Genomic DNA, 22,902 nt, shown 5'->3' on the forward strand with positions numbered 1-22,902 from the left:
TTACCCCTCAATATCTTTATTGATTTCGATAACCTTTGATCTGAGATTATCTATTTGTATTTGAATTAAATCTTCTTTGCTTACGCGTTCCTTAGAACTTTTATCTTTTGATGCATTAGCCTTTTTTTCTAGACGTTCGGATTCTTCAATAACCTCTTCTTTGAATTTAGACCATTCATTTTGGAGCTTTTGAGGTAATTCCTCAGTAATTTCAGTGAATTCTTGGGCAGAATTGATCACGTTCTCAGTTATTCGAGCTGCTATTCGGTTTATAGCTGCTTTGAGGAGTATTTCTGAATCACTCAATGATCTAATTATTCAGCTTTCACTTTAGAAGATACAGGGTTTTTTGTGTCTTCAGATTGAAACTGGATATATGCAGATTTGCTCTTAATCAATTAAATCTATTTAGAAGATTGTTTGTTATCGCTCAACCTAGAATATTTTCATTAGAGTTGAAGAATACAAACATTTGATTTGATTTGGGGTAAAAGTCTAATCTATTAACCCAAGTGATCTCAAAACACCCTTTCTCTTTTTGAAAGGGAGCAAAACCTAACTAAGAGATTTTCCATTGGAAACTATTGAAACTGATGTTGTCATAGTTGGTGGTGGCCCTGCTGGTTGCAGTTGTGCGCTTTACACTTCCCGAGCAGACTTAAGAACAGTAATTCTTGATAAAAACCCAGATGTAGGTGCGCTAGCGATAACACATCAAATTGCTAATTATCCAGGTGTTTCTAGTGAGATGAGTGGAGAGGCCTTGTTGAAATTGATGAGAGATCAAGCTACTCAGTATGGTGCTGATTATCGCAGAGCTCAAGTTTTTGGAATTGATGCTAGTGGTGACTGGAAAACTATTTACACTCCAGAGGGGACTTTTAAAGCAAAAGCACTTGTCGTTGCCAGTGGTGCCATGGGAAGGCCAGCTTCATTTAAAGGTGAGGCTGAATTCTTGGGTAAAGGAGTAAGTTATTGCGCTACTTGTGATGGGGCTTTTTATAGAGATCGTGAAGTCGCGGTTGTTGGAATTAATAAAGAGGCGATTGAAGAAGCAAATGTTCTTACAAAATTTGCTTCAAAAGTTCATTGGATAACATCTAATGATCCAAAATCAGATGATCATCATGCGCAAGATCTGCTATCAAAACCAAATGTGAACCATTGGAGTAAGACGAGGTTAATGCAGATTGAAGGTAATGATTCTGGGGTAACAGGTATTAAGGTTAAGAACCGTTCAATTGATACTCAGCAAGAAGTAGCACTCGATGGCGTTTTTGTTTATATGAGCGGTTCAAAGCCTATTACCGACTTTCTTGGTGAACAGGTTGCTTTTAAGGAGGATGGTGGAGTTTTGGTAGATGACTTTATGTCGACAACAGTTGAAGGGGTTTGGGCGATTGGCGACATCAGAAATACTCCATTTAAACAAGCTGTTGTTGCAGCATCGGATGGATGCATAGCCGCTATGGCGATAGATAGATATTTAAATAGTAGGAAATCAATTCGTGTAGATTGGGTTCATGCTTAATTGGCACAATTAACAAATATTTTAAAGAGGAGTTGCTTCAGAAACATATGCCACACCACCGTAGTAACTAAGAACATTGTTTATATTTTCTCGTATTTTGTCGATTATCTCTTGCTCACAAAAAATAATGACGTGTGCATTTGATCCAAATCCAGTGAATTCCATGTCTTCTGTGACAATTCTTTCTGGACCTCTTCCCGTGGCATGTTTCATAACCGTATAGCCAGGTACTTCAGCTTTTTCTAATGCTGAGAGCACATCATTTAGTTCTCTTTCACTAAAAATTAAGTCGAGTCTTTTCATGAAATTGACTTATCCAATTGAAGGGATCATTGTGTTTACTAAGCCCATATATACTGGTATTCCTATGATTATGTTAAAAGGAAAAGTTAATCCAAGAGTGGTCGAAATGTAATAACTAGGTCGTGCTTCAGGAACAGTCATTCTCATTGCTGTCGGTACAGCTAAATATGAAGCACTAGCGCAAAGAACTACAAATAATAGAGCATTGCCTGGATTTAAATTTAGGAATCTAGCTACTACTGATCCTAGTACTGCATTAACTATTGGCATAAATATTGAAAACATAATGAGAAAGGCCCCAGTCTTATTAAGACGAGCGAGGCGTTGAGCAGCAACAATCCCCATATCAAGAAGGAAAAAACATTCTGCGCCGTAGAACAATTCAGCTGTGAAAGGTTCCATTTTTTTTATGTCAGATGGATCAATTGCTGATGTTAAAAAACCTATTAGAAGGCTTCCAAGTAACAAATAGACAGAACCATTTAACATTGACTCATGAAGAATTGCTCCCCATTTCATTTTCCTTTTGATGGGCCTATCTTTGGGCGCTCCAAATTTGACTAAGAGAAGACCAATTATTATTGCTGGAGATTCCATTAGTGCTAAAGCTGCAACCATAAAACCATCAAAAGGTATGTTTTGACTTTCGAGAAAGCTTTCAGCCGTTATAAACGTCACTGCACTTATTGATCCATATGCTGCTGAAATTGCTGCTGCATTAAAAACGTCGAATTTAAATCTCAGTACTAAAAAGCAAATAAGTGGTATTAATAGTGACATTAATATTGCTGCTATTACAGTCGGAAGAACTGGATAACCAAAGCCACTTTTTTGCAACTCAATACCCCCTCTGAAGCCTATTGCAAGTAAAAGATATAAAGAAAATAATTTTGGGAGAGGAGCTGGGATCTCAAAATCAGACTTTAATGCATATGCAATTGCACCCAAAAAGAAAAAAAGGATTGGTGGACTTAAAGCATTTTGTATGAAAAGGTTTTGTCCCATTTCTTGTTAGTTTTTAAGCAAGCAAGTTAGATAGAAATGAAAATATGGTTGTCAACTATTTATGCTGTCAATTGCAGCCATGAGGGCTTCTTTCCTTGTACCAATTACATCAACGCCAAATTTAGCAAGTCTGTCTTTTACTCTTCCTGTTGCACCAGCAACATATGCTTTTCTTGAGCTATTTAGAGCTTCCTGAACCATATCTTCTATTGCGAGAGTTGCAGTAACTCCAAGCCTGGGAACATCAGTGATATCAAGAATTAAAACTTTATAGTTTCTTACAAGCATCATTCTTTCAGTAATTCCTTTTGCTGCACCAAAACTAAGTGGCCCTTTTAATCTGAATAGCATTACTTCTCCCGCACAACGATCTAAAAGTGCTTTTTCATCTGATGGGAGTTGTGCATTTGCTGCGTTGTTATTTGATGCTGAATCAAATGGATTATCAGCTTCCATTCCCTCCAATTGCGTCTCTGTAATTGAATCGATCGTGAGCATATTTGCTATGAATACTCCAACCAGTACAGCCCATATCAAATCCCAGAAAACTGTCATCAAGAGGACTCCATACATCACACTTGCGGTTTTCAGGGAAAGTCTATGAGCTCTTAACAAAAATCCCCAATCAATAATGTCTAAGCCAACTTTTATTAAAATTCCAGCAAGAAGAGCTGTAGGGATCTGAGCGGCTAAAGGACCTGCACCAACTAGAACGAAAAGCAATACAACTGAATGAACCATCCCTGAGATTGGGGTTGAACCTCCAGATTTGACATTTATTACTGTTCTCATGGTTGCCCCAGCTCCAGGCAAACCTGTAAATATTCCAGCTACTGCATTCCCAATACCTTGTCCAATTAGTTCTCTATCAGAATTGTGCCTGGTTTGCGAAATATTATCAGCTACAAGAGATGTAAGAAGGGAGTCAATAGCACCAAGAACAGCAAGGACTAGTCCAGCTTTAAGAATTATTGGAAAGAAATTATCAAAGCTTGGATCAGGGAGACTTAAAGAAAGCCCGCCCTCTGGTATTGCTCCTATTCTGTCTATGGAACTTTCACCAAATAGAAGTATTGATAAAGGAGTAACTATTAACAATGCTAAAAGAGGAGAGGGGACCCATTGACTTATTTTGCGGGGGGTCAGAAACACTATGGCAAGTGTCATTACTGCAACTGCTATTGCAGCCCCATTTGGTTCGAAATTGTTAACTAACGTTGAAAGAGATTCTAATACTCCTCCTCGAGTTGATATCCCAAGTAGAGGACCTATCTGAAGAGTAATTATGATTACTCCAATTCCAGACATAAAGCCTGAGACGACTGAGTACGGAACAAGTGTGATGTATTTACCAAGCCTTAGTAGGCCAAATAAAATCTGAAATAATCCTCCAATGACCACCGCAGCCATTACTAAAGGAAGAATTTCTCCAGCAGACAAATCTCTAGGTACTCCCACGGCCGCCAAGCTCGCAACTACTCCAGCAACGGTTACGCTCATCGGCCCAGTCGGCCCACTTACTTGAGCAGGAGTTCCTCCAAACAAAGCGGCGAGAAAACCAACTACGACTGCACCGTAAAGGCCATAAATAGCGCCTCCAGGGCCAAGTGCTGCATTACCAAACGCTAAAGCTAGTGGTAGGGCTACAACCGCAGCAGTCAAGCCGCCTAATACATCACCTCTAATATTTTTCAGGTGAAAGCCATTAATTAACGCCAATCGACTCTCCTTACTTGATTTAACTTAAATAAGCCTATCTCTTCAAGGTTCCATTAATTTATGGAATCTCTACTTTTAAATACTTATATTGCAGAAAAATCCTTTAAAAGATTCATTTCCACTAATAAGGCAGCGTGATTTCGATGGCATCAGATGGCTTTAAGGATTATTTCAAAATTCTTGGCGTTAGTAGAAATGCGACAGATAAAGAAATCAAAAGCGCCTTCAGGAAACTTGCTAGAAAATTTCATCCTGATTTACATCCACATGATGCATGGTCTGAATCGGAATTCAAAGAAATAAATGAAGCTTATGAGATTCTTTCAGATGAAGATAAAAAAAAGTCTTATGAACAATTTCTAAATTATTGGTTAAAAAATAGAGATGGAAAGCGGAGAGATATAAATAAGGAAAATGATAATCAGCGCTTATATGAATATTTAAATTTTGACTATTCTCTGAGTGATTTGATTGGAAGATTTAGTGAGGTTGGTAAAGAAATTTACTCTAATATATCTTCAGATAATAATGCTCAATCATTAAATCTTGATGCTGAATTTAATTTGCAGATTAGTTTTTTAGAAGCTTTGAACGGAACAAAAAAGAACCTTTTAGTTAATGATGAACGCATAGAAGTGAAAATCCCACAAGGTATTGAAACAGGATCTAAAATACGTATTAAAAATAAGGGTAATATACATTCTGGGAAGGGAAAAAGAGGAGATCTATTGATTGAAGTCAGAATTAAGTCTCATCCGATTTGGAAATTAAAAGGTTTAGATATTTATGCAGATTTACCTATTTCTTTGGATGAATTAGCTTTGGGAGCAAATATTTCGGTTGCTTCTCCTCAAGGCGATACATATTTATCAATACCTTCTGGAAGTTTGCCTGAGCAAAAATTGAGATTAAAAGGTCAAGGATTACACAGCATAGATGATAAAGGAGATTTGTTTTTTACTCTAAAATTAAAGTTCCCTGAAAATTGGTCAGATGAGGAGTTGAGACTTCTTGAAAAGCTTAGATCTGTTCGAATACATGAACCTCGTTCAAGTTGGTTCGATCAGGCTAGGACTTAAAGGAAGTAAAATATAGTTATCTCTAATGTAATTATCTCTATTGGTTAATATGGATCTTACTTATCGGCCCCGTCGTCTTCGGAGAACAAACTCTTTAAGAGATATGGTTCGAGAGAATAGTGTCTCTGCATCTGACTTTATTTATCCTCTTTTTGTTCATGAAGGTTCAGATATTCAAGAAATATCAGCGATGCCAGGTTCATTTCGTTGGTCAATTGATGGATTAGTTGATGAAGTTAAGCGTGCTTGGAATCTAGGTATTAGATGTGTCGTTCTTTTCCCAAAAGTTCCAGACGATCAAAAAACAGAAGATGGAGCTGAATGTTTTAATGAAAAAGGTTTGATACCAAGGGCTATTGAAAGATTGAAAATAGAGATACCCGAAATGTGTGTTATGACTGATGTCGCTTTAGACCCTTATTCTTGTGATGGTCATGATGGAATAGTTAGTAATCAAGGAATCATTTTGAATGATGAAACCGTTGATTATTTGTGTAAACAAGCAGTTGTTCAAGCACAATCTGGAGCAGATTTAATTGGTCCTAGTGACATGATGGATGGAAGAGTAGGAGCCATAAGAGAAGCCTTAGATAATGAAGGTTTTGAACATGTAGGAATAATTAGTTACACAGCAAAATATTCATCTGCATATTATGGACCTTTTAGAGAGGCTTTGGACTCTGCGCCTAGATCATTATCAAATAAGCCCATACCGAAAAATAAAAATACCTATCAGATGGATCCAGCGAATGCCAGAGAAGCCATAACAGAAGCTCAACTTGACGAACAAGAAGGGTCGGACATCTTAATGGTTAAACCAGGTTTGGCTTACTTAGATATTATTTACCGTTTAAGAGAAGAATCAGAATTACCAATCGCTGCTTATAACGTTAGTGGGGAGTATTCAATGGTTAAAGCTGCTGCTCAAAGAGGTTGGATAGATGAAAAGGCAATTGTTTTGGAAACGTTATTGAGTTTTAAAAGAGCTGGAGCAAATCTGATCCTTACTTATCACGCATGTGATGCCGCAGGATGGTTAAAAGACTAATAGAGTTGATTAATAAAATTACTGAAATTTGAATTTCTATCAACACTAATGATAAAAAAACAATCAGATTTAAATATTAAAAGCGTTCATCGTCTAGGTCATGTAGCCATAAGAGTTGAAGATGTTGATAGGGCTAAAGAATTTTATATAAGTTTAGGAATGAAGCTTATTTGGGATGATGTTGATTGGTGTTACTTAGAAGCCGGAGAGACTAAGGATGGCTTGGCATTGCTTGGGCCGGGCTATAAGGCTGCTGGTCCGCACTTTGCTTTTCATTTCACTAAAAGAGATGAAATAGAGAGAATTCATGATTCTTTGAAAAACCAAGGTATAAAGGTCGGAGCTTTGCATGATCATCGTGATGGCACTTCCTCTTTTTACTTGAAAGATACAGAAGGTAATTGGTTGGAAATGCTTTATCACCCATTAACAGGAATACCAACAAATCAATAGACTTTAGCTAGACGAATGGGATTAACAAAAAATCATGATGACTCTAAAAACACACAAATAATATCAGAGTCTTTGGACTTGCTTGAATGGCCAACTGTTTGTAGCCATTTGTCTAAATTCGCGCTTACCCAACAAGGTCGTAAAAAATGTGAAAACTTTGATTTGCCAGTCAATATATCTTTAAGCCAAGAGCTATTGTGCCAAACATTAGAAATTGGATCATTAGATAGTTCTCTTGATGGAGGAATATCTTTTGATGGTGTGCATGATTTAGAAAAAATTCTTTTGATATGCTCTAAAGGTGGAGTCTCTATGGGTGAGGATTTATTAAAAGTAGCTGATACTTTGAGAGCTGCTCGAAAATTACGAAAACTAATATTTGATCAATTGATACGTCCACGACTTTCTGAATTGATCAAAGACATTGCAACTTTGCCAGATTTGCAAAAACTCCTCGAATTTGGGATAGATGAAGGCGGGCGAATTGCAGATCGTGCTAGCCCAAAGCTTTCAGAGTTACGACGCTATAGGGATTCGGTCAGTCTTCAAAGAAAAGATATTCTTCAAGATATTCTTCGGAAATATAGTGGATTGCTTCAAGATAATATTATCTCAGAGAGGTATGGTCGACCTGTTTTAGCTTTTAAGTCTGGGACTTCTGATCAGATTAAAGGAATGGTTCATGATAGTTCAGCTTCTGGTAATACGATTTATGTCGAGCCACAAGTTGTCATATCAATAGGAAACCGTTTAGCGAAGATAGATTCTGAAATCTCAGAGGAAGAGAGGAGACTTCTATCTAACTGGAGTAAAGAGGTTGGTATTAATGCAAATGTAATAGCTCATTTAGGAGAGATACTTTTGCAGATAGAGTTTTCATTAGCTAGAGCACGTTACTCTAAATGGCTTGACGGAGTACCAGCAATTCTTGATGAAGAGGAAAATACACCATTCGAGATTAAAGATTTTCGTCACCCTTTATTAGTTTGGAATGACTTCGATGAGAAAAAAAATAGAGTTGTACCAACTAGCTTTTATGTCGCCACTGATTTAAAAGTAGTAGCAATTACAGGACCTAACACTGGGGGCAAAACTGTAGCTTTAAAAAGTATTGGTTTAGCAGTTTTAATGGCAAAAGTTGGTTTGCTTTTGCCATGTACAGGTTCACCAAGATTGCCGTGGTGTAAAAATATCTTAGCTGATATTGGTGATGAGCAATCTTTACAGCAAAATTTATCTACATTTAGTGGACATATTCTTCGTATAAGTCGAATACTTAACGCTATAGATGCATTTCCTGGTACTACTCTTGTCCTTTTAGATGAAGTTGGAGCTGGCACTGATCCAACTGAAGGCACAGCATTGGCTATGGCACTCTTGCAGGTAATGGCCGATAGAGCAAGATTAACTATCGCGACTACTCATTTTGGACAATTAAAAGCACTCAAATATAGCGATTCAAGATTTGAAAATGCTTCAGTTTCTTTCGATAGCGAAACCATACAACCAACTTTTCATTTGCAATGGGGAATCCCTGGTCGAAGTAATGCAATTGAAATCTCAAAGAGGCTGGGTCTCGATGAGCAAGTAATTAAAAGTGCTCAAAAATTTATCAATCCTGAAAGCGTTGATAATGTTAATCAAGTTATTCAAGGCTTAGAAAAACAACGAGAGCGGCAACAATCAGCAGCTGAAGATGCTGCCGCCTTATTGGCTAAGACCGAATTACTACATGAAGAATTACTTAATAGTTGGCAGAAACAACGTCAACAATCGGAAGAGTTTAATGAACAAGGAAGATTCAAGTTGGAGTCGTCAATTCGTGAAGGTCAAAAAGAAGTTAGACATTTAATTAAACGCTTGCGGGATCAAAATGCTAGTGGTGAGACAGCAAGAATTGCTGGTCAACGATTACGGCAAATGGAAAAGGGGTATCGAAACGATAAGCGAATTAAGCAGATACAGAGTTGGACCCCAAAGATTGGGGACAAAGTTAGATTGTCTTCTATTGGTAAAGCAGGTGAAATAATTTCTTTTTCAGATGATGGAATGCAATTAACAGTGCTATGCGGTGTATTTCGAAGCAAAGTTTGTTTAACTGAAGTAGAAAGTCTTGATGGTCAAAAGGTGGAGAGAAATTCACTTGTGCACGTAAAAACTTCTCAAGTAAGAAAGAATTTATCCTTAGTTCGTACTAAAAAAAATACCTTAGATGTAAGAGGATTACGCGTGCATGAAGCTGAGGGGGTGATTGAAGAAAAATTGAGAAATTGTTCTGGAGCTTTATGGGTTATTCATGGAATTGGTTCTGGAAAGCTAAAAAAAGGTTTGAGGAAATGGTTGGATTCACTTTCATATATTGAAAAAGTAGCCGATGCTGAACCTCATGATGGTGGTCCCGGATGTAGTGTTGTATGGATGGTCGATTGATTTTTGGGTAAAAATTATAAATAGTGTTTTCAAATTCTTTTCTTTAGCAATAATGAATTTAAGAATTATTATCAAGTTTATTGATGAAAAATATCTTAAATGCAATTTATTGATCAGGCTATTATTGATGTCAAAGCAGGTTCAGGTGGTGATGGCATCTCTGCTTTTAGAAGAGAAAAGTATGTTCCAGCTGGTGGCCCTGCAGGGGGAGATGGCGGCCAAGGAGGAAATGTTGTATTAGAGGCTGATGATAATCTTCAAACTCTTTTGGATTTTAAATTTCAGAAATTAATTTCTGCTGAGGATGGCCAGAGAGGTGGTCCCAATAAATGCACTGGTGCATCAGGAAATGACACTGTACTTAAAGTTCCATGTGGAACGGAGGTAAGACATATCTCTACAAATATCATTCTTGGTGACTTAACTCACAAAGGTCAGCAACTTATTGTCGCCTTTGGTGGAAAAGGAGGTTTTGGTAACGCTCGCTATTTATCAAATAGTAATAGAGCACCAGAAAAGTTCACTGAGGGAAAAGAGGGGGAAGAATGGTCATTGCAATTGGAATTAAAACTGCTAGCAGAAGTTGGAATTATTGGGTTACCAAATGCAGGTAAAAGTACTTTGATTTCTGTAATCTCCTCTGCAAGACCAAAAATTGCTGATTATCCATTTACAACTTTAATTCCTAATCTCGGAGTAGTAAGGAGACCCTCAGGAGACGGAACAGTTTTTGCAGATATTCCCGGTTTAATCTCTGGAGCATCAAAAGGTATTGGACTAGGGCATGATTTTCTCCGACATATTGAAAGAACAAAGGTGTTACTTCATTTGATTGATTCAGCATCAAATGATCCAATAAATGATTTCAAAACTATTAATGAGGAATTAACGTCTTATGGTCATGATTTGATCTCCAAGCCTAGGATTTTTGTTCTTAATAAAAAAGAGCTTTTAAATGAGAATGACATTAAAAAACTTGTAGATAAAGTTGAGCAATTAACGGAAAAAAATGTACATGTAATTTCCGCTGTAACTAGATTTGGTCTAGATGATTTGTTGAGTTCTATTTGGAACGAACTCGGATATTAATTAATTGTTATGAGTGAATCATACCTACTTGTCTTTCAGCTAATTATTGGTCATAACTAAAAAGAGTCTTTAAAATTATGGATTTTTACAGTTGCTTCGATGGGAAAGGTGAAATTATTGCTCGTTGCCAGACTGATCAAGATATTAATGTTCTAAAGAAAATGGGCAGACCAATATTTGAGGTTCGTCAAATGAAAAGTGAGGAGGCAGTTGTATGTTCTTTAACTGGAAGTCCTTCTGATTTTAATATGGATTATTAATGGATTATAAGAAACAAAACAGGGGGCTATAGCCCCCTGTTTTTGCTTCTTATTTGATTACTTATAATTAATCGTCGTACACCAAGCACTCTGGTTCGTCGGGGTTAGCGTCACAGAAAAGTTCAAGTGCGTTTGGATCATGCTTGTCCTCGGGATGATGCTCTTTATATTCCTCGAGAGAATGAAGCTCATCAGTTAAGTGACGTACTTTAGGGTCATTACCTGAAGCTTGAGCTGTTTGGATCTCTGACTGATCCTTTTTAATATGCTCGTCGATTGATTTCATAGCGTCTTAAAGAAGCAAAATCTTTAACTAATACAAGATAATTATGTCGGGGAGATATTGCACGTGCTTTGTGAAATTGGTTGGATTTCCTCACCATTTGCTGACATGTAAAAGTAGATATTTTTGCTTAGGAAATGATTCATAGGTGAAATCCTTTCTGGTTAACTTGTTTCAACATCTGGTGTGTTTAGTATTCTTTGACTCTCTAAAAAATCAAACACACTTTTGTCTCCTACGTCAGCTTCTGCTGGAAGGTCAAATTTTCTTATTCCCAATATCAATAAAAGTAGAGCAGAAAGAGCTAATAGTGCAAAAGTAAATTTTTCATTGGTGAGTTCAGTTAAATGTCCAATAAAAGCAATTGGAATAAAAATTGTGATTCCTATTGCCTCTATTCTTCTAAAACAAAAAAATTCTTTGAAACCTACTCCTGTTAGGGATACAAAAATTGGTCCAACAAGAAATACCCACTTTGGATTTTCTTGGAGACCATGAACAACATTTGTTAATCCAAAGTGATATGTAATTACTCCTAAACCAATGCAACCAATTACCCAAAACAAAACAAGTGCTTGATGTAAACGTCTTAAATAAATGTGTATCCACTTAAGACTTAACCCTAAACTGATTACCAAACCTGCAAAACAAATCCATACTTGACTAGATCCATTGATAAACCATTGGGCTAGACCTATGGAAAAGAATAGGGCACAAGAAATAATAGAAAAGCGATATAAGAGGACTTCTTTCTTATCTTCGGAGGTTACTATGAAATCTCCATATACTCCTTTAATGGGATCCGAAGATTTAAAATAAGAATTTAATTCTTTCATTGTTGGTAATTAATTGTTGACAATTTTTTTTATATTTTCACCTTTAGGAATAATACTACTTGGGTTTATAGGGAATAAAGCTCCGAAATAATCTTTTCTCCAAGCATCAGCATCACATGTTTTTTCAATATTGTATATGTTAAAAATCTTTTTTCTCCACTTAACTATATTTGGAAATGATCTAATTGGCTTATTACTACATTTAAATAGAGGGAAATAAATTGCTTCCCACCTAATAAGTGTAGGGAAAAGTCTTATGTCAGCAATTGTTATATTTTTTCCACACAGCCAAGGTCCATTTGACTGAAGATGCTTTTCTATAATATTTAGAGCTGAGAACAAATCTTTAGAAGCTTTTTCATATGCTTTTTGATTTCTAGCAAATCCACATTTGTAAACTCCATTATTAATATTTTCTTGAATTAAAATCTGCCAGTTAATTATTTGTTTTTTAGATTTGCTTGGGTTAAGGTCTATGTCTTGATCATATATAGGCCAGTTATTTAATATTTTGACAAGCTCAGCGCTTTCATTATTTATAAGCCTTGGTTTTGATTCGGGTTCATTACCTGGATCGAAAAGCATTGGTACTGTTGCTCTTTTTGATTGATAATTTCCGCACTTTCGGTAAAGCTCTTGGAGGCTTTTACATCGTTTTATTGGAGGGTCTAATATCCATCTTCCTCCGGCGTTGTCTACTTGAGCAATGTGAAGATTGATTGATTTCTTTAATCCTTTGATCTCGTAAATCATCCATGCTCTGTGGGCCCAAGGACAACTTTTGCCAACAATCAAACCTGGCATTTGATTGGAAGATCTATTTTTTAAATCTTCCTTGGTCGGGATTTGAATTTGTTTTTGAAGATTTATTGGTCTCTTATAATTTCCCTCAGAATCTGATGGGGCTAATCCATTCATTAAAATTTTCCACTCAAAATTCCAAATTTGTCTTGCAGCTTTAACAAATATTGGTGGTATGGCCATGAATTTCTTTTAAGATTATTTTATCTATTAGGTTTACTGATTAATGATGCAGCTGCAGGTCCTTCTAGTGGCTGGTACGCATGGTAATGAAATAAATGGTATTTGGCTTTTTGAAGAATGGGAAAAATCATCCTTTTTAATAAATACTCATGGGATTAAAACTTTTAAGGAAATTGGAAATCCAGAGGCTAAAAAAGCTGGTAAAAGATACATTCATAATGATTTGAATCGGAGTTTTCAAGGAGAATCATTTTTAACTAGTAATGCTTCAAATTTCGAAGGAAGTAGAGCAAATGAATTGGTGAACCTTTATGGGGAGGCAGGAGAAAACCCCTGTCAAATAGCATTAGATTTTCATACAACTACAGCCGCCATGGGTAGTTGCCTAGTTGTTTATGGCAGAAGATCTGCAGACTTAGCTTTGGCGTCTTTAATTCAAAATCAATTAGGTTTACCAATATATCTCCATGAATCTGATCAAAAACAAACAGGTTTTTTAGTTGAATCTTGGCCTTGTGGACTTGTTGTAGAAATTGGCCCCATAGGTCAGGGACTCTTGAATTCACGAATTATTTTTCAGACAAAATTGATTCTTGAGACTTTGATGGAACAAATTCATCAAGTTAAGAGTCTAAATCTATTTTTTCCTGACAAGTTGATTATTCACAGGCATATAAAAAGTATCGATTTTCCAAGAGATGAAAAAGGCAATATTGATGGATATGTTCATTCTTTAAGGCAATCTAAGGATTGGAGGGCACTAAAGAAAAATGATGAATTGTTTTTTAAATTGAATGGCGAAATTATTAGGTTTGAAGAACAGGAACCTTACATCCCTGTGTTTATAAATGAAGCAGCGTACGTGGAAAAAAATATTGCAATGAGCTTTACGAAAAGAGAATTATGGGAATTTAAAAAAGAATGGAAACAAGCGTTGATTGATCTAGTCCATCAAAAGTAAGTTCTCTCGCTCCAATACACAATTGCCCCTTGAGCCTCTAATTCATATTTTCTGTGTCTTGCATCACTCAGAGGAACTCTCTCTTCAAGCCTATGCCCATTAATCAGCCACTTGATTAGAACCAATTTGCGACCTCAAAGGCTAAATCTTAAAATAATCTTAAGACCCCTTAAGTGCTCTTTTGGCGCTACTTACAGATTCTCTTCATAAATTGTCCTACATATTGGCCACGAAAAGGATCATTCTCCTTTAATATCACTGCTGGCAGTCTAATTAGCTGCTCTTATTTAATCGTCCCTATTTGGGACATACACATTCGTCCTCATGACCACCATTCAGCAGCAGCGTTCTTCGTTGCTCAAAGGTTGGCCACAATTCTGCGAGTGGGTTACTTCCACCAACAATCGTATCTATGTCGGTTGGTTCGGTGTATTGATGATCCCTTGCCTTCTTGCGGCAACAACTTGTTTCATCGTTGCATTTATCGCTGCTCCTCCAGTTGATATCGACGGTATCCGTGAGCCAGTAGCTGGTTCATTTATGTATGGAAACAACATCATTTCTGGTGCTGTTGTTCCTTCAAGTAACGCTATCGGCCTTCACTTCTACCCAATTTGGGAAGCAGCAACTCTTGATGAGTGGCTATATAACGGTGGCCCTTACCAGCTTGTAATCTTCCACTTCCTTATTGGTATCTCTGCATACATGGGACGTCAGTGGGAGCTTTCATACCGTTTAGGTATGCGCCCATGGATCTGTGTTGCTTACTCAGCTCCTGTATCAGCAGCTTTCGCTGTATTCCTTGTTTACCCATTCGGTCAGGGTTCATTCTCTGATGGTATGCCTCTAGGAATCTCTGGAACATTCAACTTCATGTTCGTTTTCCAGGCTGAGCACAACATCTTGATGCACCCATTCCATATGGCTGGTGTAGCAGGTATGTTCGGTGGTGCTTTGTTCTCTGCAATGCACGGTTCTTTGGTTACTTCATCACTTATCCGTGAGACCACAGGACTTGATTCTCAGAACTACGGTTACAAGTTTGGACAAGAAGAAGAGACATACAACATCGTTGCAGCTCATGGCTACTTCGGTCGTTTGATCTTCCAATATGCAAGCTTCAACAACAGCCGCAGCCTTCACTTCTTCTTGGCTTCATGGCCAGTGATCTGTGTTTGGTTGACATCTATGGGCATCTGCACCATGGCGTTCAACTTGAACGGCTTCAACTTCAATCAGTCTGTAGTTGATACTTCAGGCAAGGTTGTACCAACCTGGGGTGATGTACTTAACCGTGCAAACCTTGGTATGGAAGTAATGCACGAGCGTAATGCTCACAACTTCCCACTTGACCTAGCAGCTGCTGAGTCTACTTCTGTAGCTCTTGTTGCACCTGCAATTGGTTAAGTCTTTAACTTGATTGTTTTAAAGCCCTCTTTTAGAGGGCTTTTTTTTTGCCTTTTTTAGTTCTATGTATTGATTGATTGGTTTATTTTTTACCAAGTATTGATTAACATTTTGTAGATAGGTTTATTTATGGGAAGTAGTTTCGGAAAACTTTTTAATATCAGCACCTTTGGGGAATCTCACGGAGGTGGTGTTGGTGTAATTATTGATGGATGTCCACCAAGATTGGAGCTTGATATTAATGAAATACAAAATGATCTCAATAGAAGGAGGCCAGGACAAAGCAAAATCACTACTCCACGAAACGAAAGTGATGAAGTTGAAATTCTGAGTGGTCTTTTAGGTAACAAAACCTTAGGAACACCGATTGCTATGGTCGTAAGAAATAAAGATCATCGTCCAAAAGATTATTCTGAAATTAAAAAAACTTTTAGACCATCTCACGCTGATGCTACTTATCAGAAGAAGTATGGAATTCAGGCTTCAAGTGGCGGAGGGCGAGCATCAGCGAGAGAGACGATAGGTAGAGTCGCCGCTGGTTCAGTTGCAAAGCAACTCCTCAGTCAGTCATCTAATACGGAAATACTTGCTTGGGTAAAGAGAATTCACGATATTGAAGCTGATATTAATCCGAGTGAAGTTACTTTTGATGAGATTGAGAAAAATATTGTTCGATGTCCAAATCAATCAGCTGCAGATTTAATGATTCAGAGAGTGGAGGATTTTGGTAAAGAAGGAGACTCCTGTGGCGGAGTAATAGAATGTGTGGTTCGTAATCCGCCATTAAGTCTTGGTATGCCTGTTTTTGATAAGTTAGAGGCAGATTTGGCAAAGGCATTAATGTCATTGCCTGCTACTAAAGCTTTTGAAGTAGGATCTGGTTTCGGAGGTACTTATTTGAAAGGCAGCGAACATAATGATCCTTTTTTGCCATCGGATTCTGATCAATTGAAAACTGCTACTAATAATTCAGGGGGAATTCAAGGAGGTATAAGTAATGGTGAGGATATAGTTCTGAGGGTTGGCTTTAAACCAACAGCAACTATTAGGAAAAGTCAAAAGACAATTGATGAGGATGGTAATGCAACAATTCTGCAGGCAAAAGGTAGACATGACCCTTGTGTTTTGCCAAGAGCAGTTCCAATGGTTGAAGCAATGGTTGCAATAGTTTTAGCTGATCATTTACTTAGGCAAAAAGGTCAATGTACTGAATATTATTCAAATAATTAATTATTATTTTTAGAATGGATTTTCAATAATTTTTTAGCCATATCTCTAGATCTTTGTCAGGTGTTTGATTTCGTAATTCTTTCCCAATCACCAATGCATCATATCCATTTTCTAGTAATTTTTTTAAATTTTCACTTTTAATTCCACCTGCACCAATAAAAAAAATATCCTTTTTTTTATTTTCTTTTAGATCGTTTATAAAGTTAATTCCTAATTTCGATACGGGATAGATTTTTACAATTTTATATCCTAGATTCATTGCTTCTTCGAAATCTTTAATATTAGATATACCTGGAATAACTAATTGATTATATTTTATAGCATTTAAATGAATTTCTTTGTTGAAGAAAGGACTCATAGAATATTTTATATCTAATGAGCTAATTGATTCTAAAGATTTTATTGAAGTAATTGATGCAACGCCAAGATTGATTGACTTGAATTTATTTTTTATTTCTAATATTAAATTCACCCATTCTGGATTTGAATCCCATCCTATTTCAATATTTTTTATCCCATAGTCAGATAGTTTCTCGATTTTTAAAAGTAAATTTTTTCTTTTGTGGGAGATATTAAAAAAATCATTTTCTAGTCTAATTACAACTATGAGTGGCTGTATTCTAAGAAATTTTATTAAATTATTTTGCTTAACTTCCAAAAATTATAATTTTAACCTAAGCATATTCAGCGACTTTAACTTCATGGCGAATTAAGAGATCTTGAAATTCTTGAGAATCAACTGTTTCGGTTTCCATAAGCATCGCTGTTAATTCTTCAAGCACTTGACGATTGTCATTTAAAGCTTTTTTAGCTCTTTCATATGCAATTTCAACAAGAATTGAGACTTCCGAATCAATAGTTGCAGCAGTATCTTCAGAAAAATCTCTTTCCGCAGAGATGTCTCTACCAAGGAACATTCCACCTTGTGATCGTCCTAAAGCTACAGGCCCTAACTTGTCACTCATGCCAAATTTGGTAATCATTTGCCTCGCAACTGAAGCTACTTGCTTTAGATCATTTGATGCTCCTGTAGTTACTTCGTCTTCTCCATAAATGATTTCCTCTGCAACTCTTCCTCCAAGAGCAACAGCCATTTGATTTTGTAGATAAGACCTTGAATAAAGTCCAGATTCCATTCTTTCTTCACTTGGTGTGAAAAAAGTTAATCCACCAGCTCCACCTCTTGGAATGATTGAGATCTTTTGCACTGGGTCATAATCAGGCATCACAGCACCAACTACAGCATGGCCAGCTTCGTGGTAAGCAACTAACTTTTTACGCTTTTCACTAATCACTGAGTCTTTCTTCTCAGGACCTACCATTATTCTCTCGATTGCATCACTAACTTCATCGTTGCTGACTTCTGTTAACTCTTTTCTAGCGGCTAAGATCGCAGCTTCATTTAATAGATTTGCTAAATCTGCACCAGTAAAACCAGGAGTTCTTCTTGCTATTTGATCAAGGTCAACAGACTTTGAAAGTGTTTTACTTTTTGCATGAACGTTCAGTATTTGCAATCTCCCTGAGTAATCAGGTCTGTCTACAGTTACTTGCCTGTCAAATCTTCCTGGTCGCATAAGTGCTGAGTCGAGCACATCAGGTCTATTTGTAGCTGCAACAATAATTATTCCTGAATTTCCCTCAAATCCATCCATTTCAGTTAATAGTTGGTTAAGTGTTTGCTCTCTTTCATCATTACCTCCTCCAAGTCCTGCTCCACGCTGACGACCTACAGCATCTATTTCGTCAATGAAAACTATACAAGGAGCATTTTTCTTTGCTTGTTCAAAAAGGTCTCTTACTCTGCTTGCACCAACTCCAACAAACATCTCTACAAACTCAGATCCAGATATGGAAAAGAAGGGAACAGAAGCTTCACCTGCAACTGCCTTTGCAAGCAAAGTTTTTCCGGTTCCAGGAGGGCCAACAAGTAAAACACCCTTAGGAATTTTGGCTCCTACAGCTGTGAAGCGATCAGGGTTTTTTAAAAAATCAACTACTTCAGTAAGTTCAAGCTTTGCACCCTCAATTCCAGCAACATCTCCAAAAGTAACTTTTGTCTCAGGTTCCATTTGAAGTCTTGCTTTACTCTTTCCAAAATTCATTGCTGGATTTCCGCCACCACCCGAGCCTGCTCTTCTGAATAGAAAAAATAGACCTCCTAATAAAATTATTGGAAAAAGTAAGCTACTAGCAGCTTGCTGCAAGGGATTGGCTTGAGTAGTTGGTTGTACAGCAATATCTACGTCATTATCAGTAAGTAATTGAAGTAATTGTTGATCAGGAGCCAAATTAACTAAAGCCCTGTTCCCATCACTTTCAACAATTTGAGCTGTTCCTTTATCTGGAGAAATAAGAACTCTGCTTACTTGCTTCTCTTGAACAGCTTCTATGAAGTCACTGTACCTTAGAGTTCTAGTTGCTCTTGTCGGACTTGGCTTATCGAAAAAAGCACTTCCCACAAAAATCACAACTACAACAATAAGGACATAAAGACCAATGTTTCTCCAGCGTTTGTTCAATGTTCTTCTATATCTTCCAAGAGTTTAATAGGATTAGGTCCAACTATGCGGCTCTTAATACATCAACGACGCTTTTAAATGCAAACCATTCAGGAATTTCTTCTCCACTTCTGAGCATTTTCCTAAATTGAGTGCCGCTCAATTTTTTTATGTGTAATCCTTTTTCTTTCGCATAATCAGCGGTTACATAGCCTTCTTCCTCTGTAAATACAAGATTTAAAGATGGAACTGTTTGCATTTCTAATTCTTCGCAGCACTCCTTTGCAAAATTTTGAGCATCATATGGACCATAAAAATCTTCTCCGCTTAGAGATGATTTACAGCCAGCCATATCTCTACCGATAATGAAATGAGTGCATCCATAATTCCTCCTAATAATCATGTGCTGCAGAGCTTCTCTTGGCCCAGCCATATGCATCGAATAAGGAAGATATGACCATCTGATTTTTGGATTGTTTACTTCAGAGGCAAGTTTTTCATAGGTTTGAAATCTTACTGATCCAGGTATGTCATCTTCTTGAGTAGGTCCACAAGTTGGGTGAACAAGAACAACAGCATTTTGACTGACATTATTTGCTTCTAAAGCTCTTGTGAACAGCTCATAATGCGCTCTATGAATTGGGTTCCTGCACTGGAATGCAACTACATCTTCTCCAGAAGGAAGCTTCTCTCTTACTTGAGCAGGAGTTTTGCAAGTAAAAACTCTTTTAGGTAATTCTAGACCTTTTATTGATCCTCCTAAATAATATTTTCCTCTCTCCATAGAGATCATCCTTACTGCAGGATGCTCTAAAGAAGTTGTTCCGTAGCAAAAATTGGCTTCAATAACTTTGTCAGGTATCCATTTATCTTGTACTTCTAAAATTGCTAGTTCTTGATCTTTGTAATTGAGTAAAACTGAATCTCCTGGATTTATATCTTCTCTATCTGTATCCATCACAATTGGTAAACCAAAAAGCAAACCTGATTCGAGTCGATTTTGTTTAACCACTGAGTTGTAATTTTTCTCACTCATGAACCCATTCAAAGGAGAAAAAGCACCTATCAAAAGAAGTTCAATATCACAAGCGTTTCTATCTGAACAATTTATAGTTTTAAAAGAATTTTGTTTTAATTCTTTTGTTTCTTGATCAGATGCCATAAGCTTTATAAGTTCTCCACCATAAGGTTTGATCAAACCTTCGAGATTTTTATGAGAACTTTTCTTACTAGTCATTTTCCCTTGAAGTAACCGGGAGATTCTCCCAGATAAAGGGCCCATATTTTAGAAATTGTTTTTATTAAATTTGGCCAAAAAAAAAAGAGGGCTTTAACCCCCCTTTTTTAATTGAGTAAGATGATTATCTTTTAGGCTTTGCGACCATAGAAGATACCCTTGATTTTGATATCAACAGGATCTTTTGACCCAAGGTCATTATCTGAAGGTTGGATGGCAACAAATTGGCCACCAAATTCATCAGTGTCTGCATCAACAGACTCGACAGTAAGTGTTATTTCACCTTTACCGCCTAGATCATCTTTAACATTTTCTCTTGCAAGATCCTCATCATCACCACCACGAGCAATGAGAGCCTGAGCATATTCAACACCAGTCGATTTAGCACGACTTTTTGGATCAAGAAAGTCTGCAGATCTATAACTTGGAGTTGTTGTTGGACCTGAAAATTCAGCTCCTGGTTCAATTGATTTTCCTTTTTTGGATTCAGCAACCATTTCTTTAACAGAGAAAGCAAAAGGAAATTCCTCTCCATTAGGAGCTAGAACTGTAATTAGAGAGAAGTCAATACCACCTTTTTCAGTGAATTTACCTCCAGAAAGATCTCCATAAACTTCATCAAGACTAGTATTGAAGCGAGGACTGATAATTTTTGCTACTGCAAAATCAGATTTATTTCGCTTGGTACCTGGAAGTTTTACTGAAACTTCTGTTGGCTGAAGGCACAAGCTTTTAAATTGGCCATCAGCATTAATAGAACCCGATGAACCAGCTGGTAAAACAGTGCAAGCATCAGCTTGGCCAGTATTAACAACATTGCCAAAACGAGCATTACCTTGCTCGCGCCCTTTTAAAGCTGCAGATGCGCTTGATGGGAGAGTTGTAAAGGTGAGACAAAAAGCCAGCATCAAAGCCAGCAGAGGACGAAATCGCATGAGAGGGCTAGATGACTGCGGTCGAAACCGCCCAATTAATTCAGTTGGGATATTACAGGTGTCAAATACTTCTTTTCACAAGCATTTTACAGCTCTATACAACCCGTAGCTTTTGCTGCAACGAATTTACTACTCCGATTTCTTTCAAAACCCTTTTGCAGCAGTCTTCTTTGGCGTTTAGACTCTGATTTTTAAAAAAAAACAAATTCGAAAAAAATCAATAAATTTTCGATTTTAGATTTCGAATTTCATCTAAAAGTTGATGGGATATTGAAAGTTTTGTTGAAAAAGACAAGTTTTTGACCATTTTTTTTGGACCTAACAAAAAACCACTGTTGAAGTTTTGATCAAATCCTTGCCCATCTCTGTCTATGGGATTTGCCATCAGAAGTTCACAACCTTTTAAAACCCTTTTATTCTCTCCCTTCTCAATAATTTCATTATCACTTCCTGTTTCGGCAGCAAAACCTAGGAAAATTTGATTTTCTAATTTCTTTCTCGTTTGATTTGTGATTAGGTCTGGGGTCATTTCTAAATCATCACAAATGGACTGTAAAAAAGATTCTTTAGAGACTTTTTGCTCACTTGGACTATTTTTTTTGAAATCTGATACTGCTGCAGCCATAACAATGACTTGAGCATATGGTTGTAAATCATCAATTTTTGAACTCATTTCAGATGAGCTTCTAACTGGATAAGTATTAATTCCCTCAAGAAGATCTTCTTTGACGCTTAGCGGACCATGGACTAAATCGACTTCTGCACCTCTTAACTTTGCAGCTTGAGCTATCAAAACTCCCATTCTTCCACTACTTCGATTTGTTAATTGTCTTGCCGCATCAAGATCTTCGACGGTCGGACCAGCTGTTACGAGGAACCTTATGTTTTTTAGATCTTTGGTGAGAAATTTATTTTCTGCATTGAAAATAAATGCACTTTCAGAGGCCAATTCAATAATATCTAAACCGATCATTTTCCCATCACCAAATCTGTCGCAAGCTAAAAAACCCTCGCTAGGTTCGAGGCTAATAACTTGGTCAATATTTTTTACGTAATTCCAATTCCTTTTTACTGATTGATTTTCCCACATTGAAGTGTTCATTGCAGCAGCAATAACTATTTGAGATTTACTGGCTAAGAGAATGCTTGCTAAAAGTCCATCAGCATTGCCACTAGTAAATTTGCATAAAGATGTTGCGCTCATTGGTGCAACAATAATGAGCTCTGCCCATTCAGCTAAAGCAATATGCAAAGGCTTGGTTTGAGATTCATCCCACTGATCTTTATCTTGATAGCATTTATTTCTGCTTAAAGTTGAGAGAGATAATGGACTAACTAACTTAGATGCACTTTGCGTTATGACGCATTTGACTTTTACCCCAGCTTTAATTAGGCGACTAACTAAAATAGGAGATTTAACAGCTGCAATACTTCCTGTTACTGCAACTAATATTTTTTTTCCAGATAAAGAGGTTAGATTATTCATGATCTTTTAATTTTATATCAAATAGACCTTTAAAAGATTTTTTTCAAATTTTAAATATTGTGGAAATTTTATATTATATGAAATCTTTTTTTATATCTTGGATGAAAAGAATTTATTTTTGCTTT

At 36.9% G+C, this 22,902-nt stretch carries 23 protein-coding genes; 10 read left to right on the top strand and 13 right to left on the bottom strand.

Features of this window, described 5'->3' with window-relative positions:
• Nucleotides 1–306 carry a hypothetical protein gene (locus O5637_RS08940; protein WP_269604359.1) on the bottom strand — a complete coding sequence of 102 codons (306 nt, stop codon included), beginning with the start codon at nt 304–306 and terminating at the stop codon, nt 1–3.
• 268 nt (nt 307–574) lie between these two features.
• Between O5637_RS08940 and O5637_RS08945 the strand changes: the two genes are divergently transcribed.
• Nucleotides 575–1,531, top strand: a complete 957-nt coding sequence (locus tag O5637_RS08945; protein ID WP_269604360.1) for an NAD(P)/FAD-dependent oxidoreductase — start codon at nt 575–577, stop codon at nt 1,529–1,531.
• 21 nt (nt 1,532–1,552) lie between these two features.
• Here O5637_RS08945 and O5637_RS08950 read toward each other — a convergent pair whose 3' ends face one another.
• From O5637_RS08950 to O5637_RS08960, 3 genes are read right to left on the bottom strand one after another with little or no spacing between them, the layout of a single operon-like run.
• Nucleotides 1,553–1,834: a P-II family nitrogen regulator gene (locus O5637_RS08950; protein WP_269604362.1), complete on the bottom strand. Its 282-nt coding sequence runs from the start codon at nt 1,832–1,834 to the stop codon at nt 1,553–1,555.
• Nucleotides 1,835–1,843: 9 nt separating this feature from the next.
• Nucleotides 1,844–2,839, bottom strand: a complete 996-nt coding sequence (locus O5637_RS08955) for a sodium-dependent bicarbonate transport family permease (RefSeq protein ID WP_269604364.1) — start codon at nt 2,837–2,839, stop codon at nt 1,844–1,846.
• 51 nt (nt 2,840–2,890) lie between these two features.
• Nucleotides 2,891–4,558, bottom strand: coding sequence for a SulP family inorganic anion transporter (locus O5637_RS08960; RefSeq protein ID WP_269604366.1), 1,668 nt, complete (start codon nt 4,556–4,558; stop codon nt 2,891–2,893).
• 143 nt (nt 4,559–4,701) lie between these two features.
• Between O5637_RS08960 and O5637_RS08965 the strand changes: the two genes are divergently transcribed.
• From O5637_RS08965 to O5637_RS08990, 6 genes are all read left to right on the top strand, one after another.
• Nucleotides 4,702–5,637 carry a DnaJ C-terminal domain-containing protein gene (locus tag O5637_RS08965; RefSeq protein ID WP_269604367.1) on the top strand — a complete coding sequence of 312 codons (936 nt, stop codon included), beginning with the start codon at nt 4,702–4,704 and terminating at the stop codon, nt 5,635–5,637.
• 49 nt (nt 5,638–5,686) lie between these two features.
• A complete protein-coding gene (gene hemB, locus O5637_RS08970; RefSeq protein WP_269604369.1) occupies nt 5,687–6,685 on the top strand; it encodes a porphobilinogen synthase in 999 nt (332 codons plus the stop codon).
• Between the two features lie 48 nt (nt 6,686–6,733).
• A complete protein-coding gene (locus tag O5637_RS08975; protein WP_269604371.1) occupies nt 6,734–7,138 on the top strand; it encodes a VOC family protein in 405 nt (134 codons plus the stop codon).
• A 15-nt stretch (nt 7,139–7,153) separates the two neighbouring features.
• Nucleotides 7,154–9,568 carry an endonuclease MutS2 gene (locus O5637_RS08980; protein ID WP_269604372.1) on the top strand — a complete coding sequence of 805 codons (2,415 nt, stop codon included), beginning with the start codon at nt 7,154–7,156 and terminating at the stop codon, nt 9,566–9,568.
• 99 nt (nt 9,569–9,667) lie between these two features.
• The gene (cgtA, locus tag O5637_RS08985; RefSeq protein WP_269604374.1) at nt 9,668–10,657 is read left to right on the top strand and encodes an Obg family GTPase CgtA; all 990 of its coding nucleotides are present in this window, start codon (nt 9,668–9,670) and stop codon (nt 10,655–10,657) included.
• Between the two features lie 77 nt (nt 10,658–10,734).
• A complete protein-coding gene (locus O5637_RS08990) occupies nt 10,735–10,917 on the top strand; it encodes a hypothetical protein (protein WP_269604375.1) in 183 nt (60 codons plus the stop codon).
• A 67-nt stretch (nt 10,918–10,984) separates the two neighbouring features.
• On the opposite strand, the gene O5637_RS08995 is transcribed toward O5637_RS08990, so the two are convergent.
• The 3 genes from O5637_RS08995 to O5637_RS09005 form a co-directional block, all read right to left on the bottom strand.
• Nucleotides 10,985–11,203 carry a CP12 domain-containing protein gene (locus O5637_RS08995; RefSeq protein ID WP_269604376.1) on the bottom strand — a complete coding sequence of 73 codons (219 nt, stop codon included), beginning with the start codon at nt 11,201–11,203 and terminating at the stop codon, nt 10,985–10,987.
• 161 nt (nt 11,204–11,364) lie between these two features.
• Entirely contained in the window at nt 11,365–12,036 is a 672-nt protein-coding gene (locus O5637_RS09000; protein WP_269604377.1) for a DUF2301 domain-containing membrane protein, read from the bottom strand.
• A gap of 9 nt (nt 12,037–12,045) precedes the next feature.
• Nucleotides 12,046–13,020: a glutathione S-transferase family protein gene (locus O5637_RS09005; protein ID WP_269604378.1), complete on the bottom strand. Its 975-nt coding sequence runs from the start codon at nt 13,018–13,020 to the stop codon at nt 12,046–12,048.
• A 43-nt stretch (nt 13,021–13,063) separates the two neighbouring features.
• Here O5637_RS09005 and O5637_RS09010 point away from each other — a divergent pair, with 43 nt between their 5' ends.
• Nucleotides 13,064–13,981, top strand: coding sequence for an aspartoacylase (locus O5637_RS09010; protein ID WP_269604379.1), 918 nt, complete (start codon nt 13,064–13,066; stop codon nt 13,979–13,981).
• Here O5637_RS09010 and O5637_RS09015 read toward each other — a convergent pair.
• Nucleotides 13,972–14,106, bottom strand: coding sequence for a hypothetical protein (locus O5637_RS09015; protein ID WP_269604380.1), 135 nt, complete (start codon nt 14,104–14,106; stop codon nt 13,972–13,974). The two genes, O5637_RS09010 and O5637_RS09015, sit on opposite strands and share 10 nt — an antisense overlap.
• A 199-nt stretch (nt 14,107–14,305) precedes the next feature.
• Here O5637_RS09015 and psbA point away from each other — a divergent pair, with 199 nt between their 5' ends.
• Nucleotides 14,306–15,388: a photosystem II q(b) protein gene (psbA, locus tag O5637_RS09020; RefSeq protein WP_011294225.1), complete on the top strand. Its 1,083-nt coding sequence runs from the start codon at nt 14,306–14,308 to the stop codon at nt 15,386–15,388.
• Nucleotides 15,389–15,517: 129 nt separating this feature from the next.
• Complete coding sequence (gene aroC / locus O5637_RS09025; protein ID WP_269604381.1) at nt 15,518–16,618, top strand: chorismate synthase; 1,101 nt, start codon at nt 15,518–15,520, stop codon at nt 16,616–16,618.
• Between the two features lie 22 nt (nt 16,619–16,640).
• Here aroC and O5637_RS09030 read toward each other — a convergent pair whose 3' ends face one another.
• The 5 genes from O5637_RS09030 to coaBC all read right to left on the bottom strand — a co-directional run bounded on the left by O5637_RS09030 (nt 16,641) and on the right by coaBC (nt 22,777).
• A complete protein-coding gene (locus O5637_RS09030) occupies nt 16,641–17,276 on the bottom strand; it encodes a bifunctional 4-hydroxy-2-oxoglutarate aldolase/2-dehydro-3-deoxy-phosphogluconate aldolase (RefSeq protein WP_269604382.1) in 636 nt (211 codons plus the stop codon).
• A gap of 16 nt (nt 17,277–17,292) precedes the next feature.
• Nucleotides 17,293–19,140, bottom strand: coding sequence for an ATP-dependent zinc metalloprotease FtsH (ftsH, locus tag O5637_RS09035; protein ID WP_269604383.1), 1,848 nt, complete (start codon nt 19,138–19,140; stop codon nt 17,293–17,295).
• 43 nt (nt 19,141–19,183) lie between these two features.
• Complete coding sequence (gene sat, locus O5637_RS09040; RefSeq protein ID WP_269604384.1) at nt 19,184–20,356, bottom strand: sulfate adenylyltransferase; 1,173 nt, start codon at nt 20,354–20,356, stop codon at nt 19,184–19,186.
• A gap of 131 nt (nt 20,357–20,487) precedes the next feature.
• Nucleotides 20,488–21,291, bottom strand: a complete 804-nt coding sequence (locus tag O5637_RS09045) for a photosystem II manganese-stabilizing polypeptide (protein ID WP_269604385.1) — start codon at nt 21,289–21,291, stop codon at nt 20,488–20,490.
• A 217-nt stretch (nt 21,292–21,508) separates the two neighbouring features.
• Nucleotides 21,509–22,777, bottom strand: coding sequence for a bifunctional phosphopantothenoylcysteine decarboxylase/phosphopantothenate--cysteine ligase CoaBC (gene coaBC / locus O5637_RS09050; protein WP_269604386.1), 1,269 nt, complete (start codon nt 22,775–22,777; stop codon nt 21,509–21,511).
• Between the last annotated feature and the right edge of the window lie 125 nt (nt 22,778–22,902).

The sequence above is a fragment of the Prochlorococcus marinus str. MIT 0917 genome (assembly GCF_027359575.1).
Taxonomy (GTDB): Bacteria; Cyanobacteriota; Cyanobacteriia; order PCC-6307; family Cyanobiaceae; genus Prochlorococcus_B; species Prochlorococcus_B marinus_D.

Coding starts and splice junctions, on each gene's coding strand:
- O5637_RS08950 (WP_269604362.1), bottom strand. CDS start 1,834: ATGAAAAGACTCGACTTAATTTTTAGTGAAAGAGAACTAAATGATGTG.
- O5637_RS08955 (WP_269604364.1), bottom strand. CDS start 2,839: ATGGGACAAAACCTTTTCATACAAAATGCTTTAAGTCCACCAATCCTT.
- O5637_RS08965 (WP_269604367.1), top strand. CDS start 4,702: ATGGCATCAGATGGCTTTAAGGATTATTTCAAAATTCTTGGCGTTAGT.
- hemB (WP_269604369.1), top strand. CDS start 5,687: ATGGATCTTACTTATCGGCCCCGTCGTCTTCGGAGAACAAACTCTTTA.
- O5637_RS08975 (WP_269604371.1), top strand. CDS start 6,734: ATGATAAAAAAACAATCAGATTTAAATATTAAAAGCGTTCATCGTCTA.
- O5637_RS08980 (WP_269604372.1), top strand. CDS start 7,154: ATGGGATTAACAAAAAATCATGATGACTCTAAAAACACACAAATAATA.
- cgtA (WP_269604374.1), top strand. CDS start 9,668: ATGCAATTTATTGATCAGGCTATTATTGATGTCAAAGCAGGTTCAGGT.
- O5637_RS08990 (WP_269604375.1), top strand. CDS start 10,735: ATGGATTTTTACAGTTGCTTCGATGGGAAAGGTGAAATTATTGCTCGT.
- O5637_RS08995 (WP_269604376.1), bottom strand. CDS start 11,203: ATGAAATCAATCGACGAGCATATTAAAAAGGATCAGTCAGAGATCCAA.
- O5637_RS09000 (WP_269604377.1), bottom strand. CDS start 12,036: ATGAAAGAATTAAATTCTTATTTTAAATCTTCGGATCCCATTAAAGGA.
- O5637_RS09005 (WP_269604378.1), bottom strand. CDS start 13,020: ATGGCCATACCACCAATATTTGTTAAAGCTGCAAGACAAATTTGGAAT.
- O5637_RS09010 (WP_269604379.1), top strand. CDS start 13,064: ATGATGCAGCTGCAGGTCCTTCTAGTGGCTGGTACGCATGGTAATGAA.
- psbA (WP_011294225.1), top strand. CDS start 14,306: ATGACCACCATTCAGCAGCAGCGTTCTTCGTTGCTCAAAGGTTGGCCA.
- aroC (WP_269604381.1), top strand. CDS start 15,518: ATGGGAAGTAGTTTCGGAAAACTTTTTAATATCAGCACCTTTGGGGAA.
- sat (WP_269604384.1), bottom strand. CDS start 20,356: ATGACTAGTAAGAAAAGTTCTCATAAAAATCTCGAAGGTTTGATCAAA.
- O5637_RS09045 (WP_269604385.1), bottom strand. CDS start 21,291: ATGCGATTTCGTCCTCTGCTGGCTTTGATGCTGGCTTTTTGTCTCACC.
- coaBC (WP_269604386.1), bottom strand. CDS start 22,777: ATGAATAATCTAACCTCTTTATCTGGAAAAAAAATATTAGTTGCAGTA.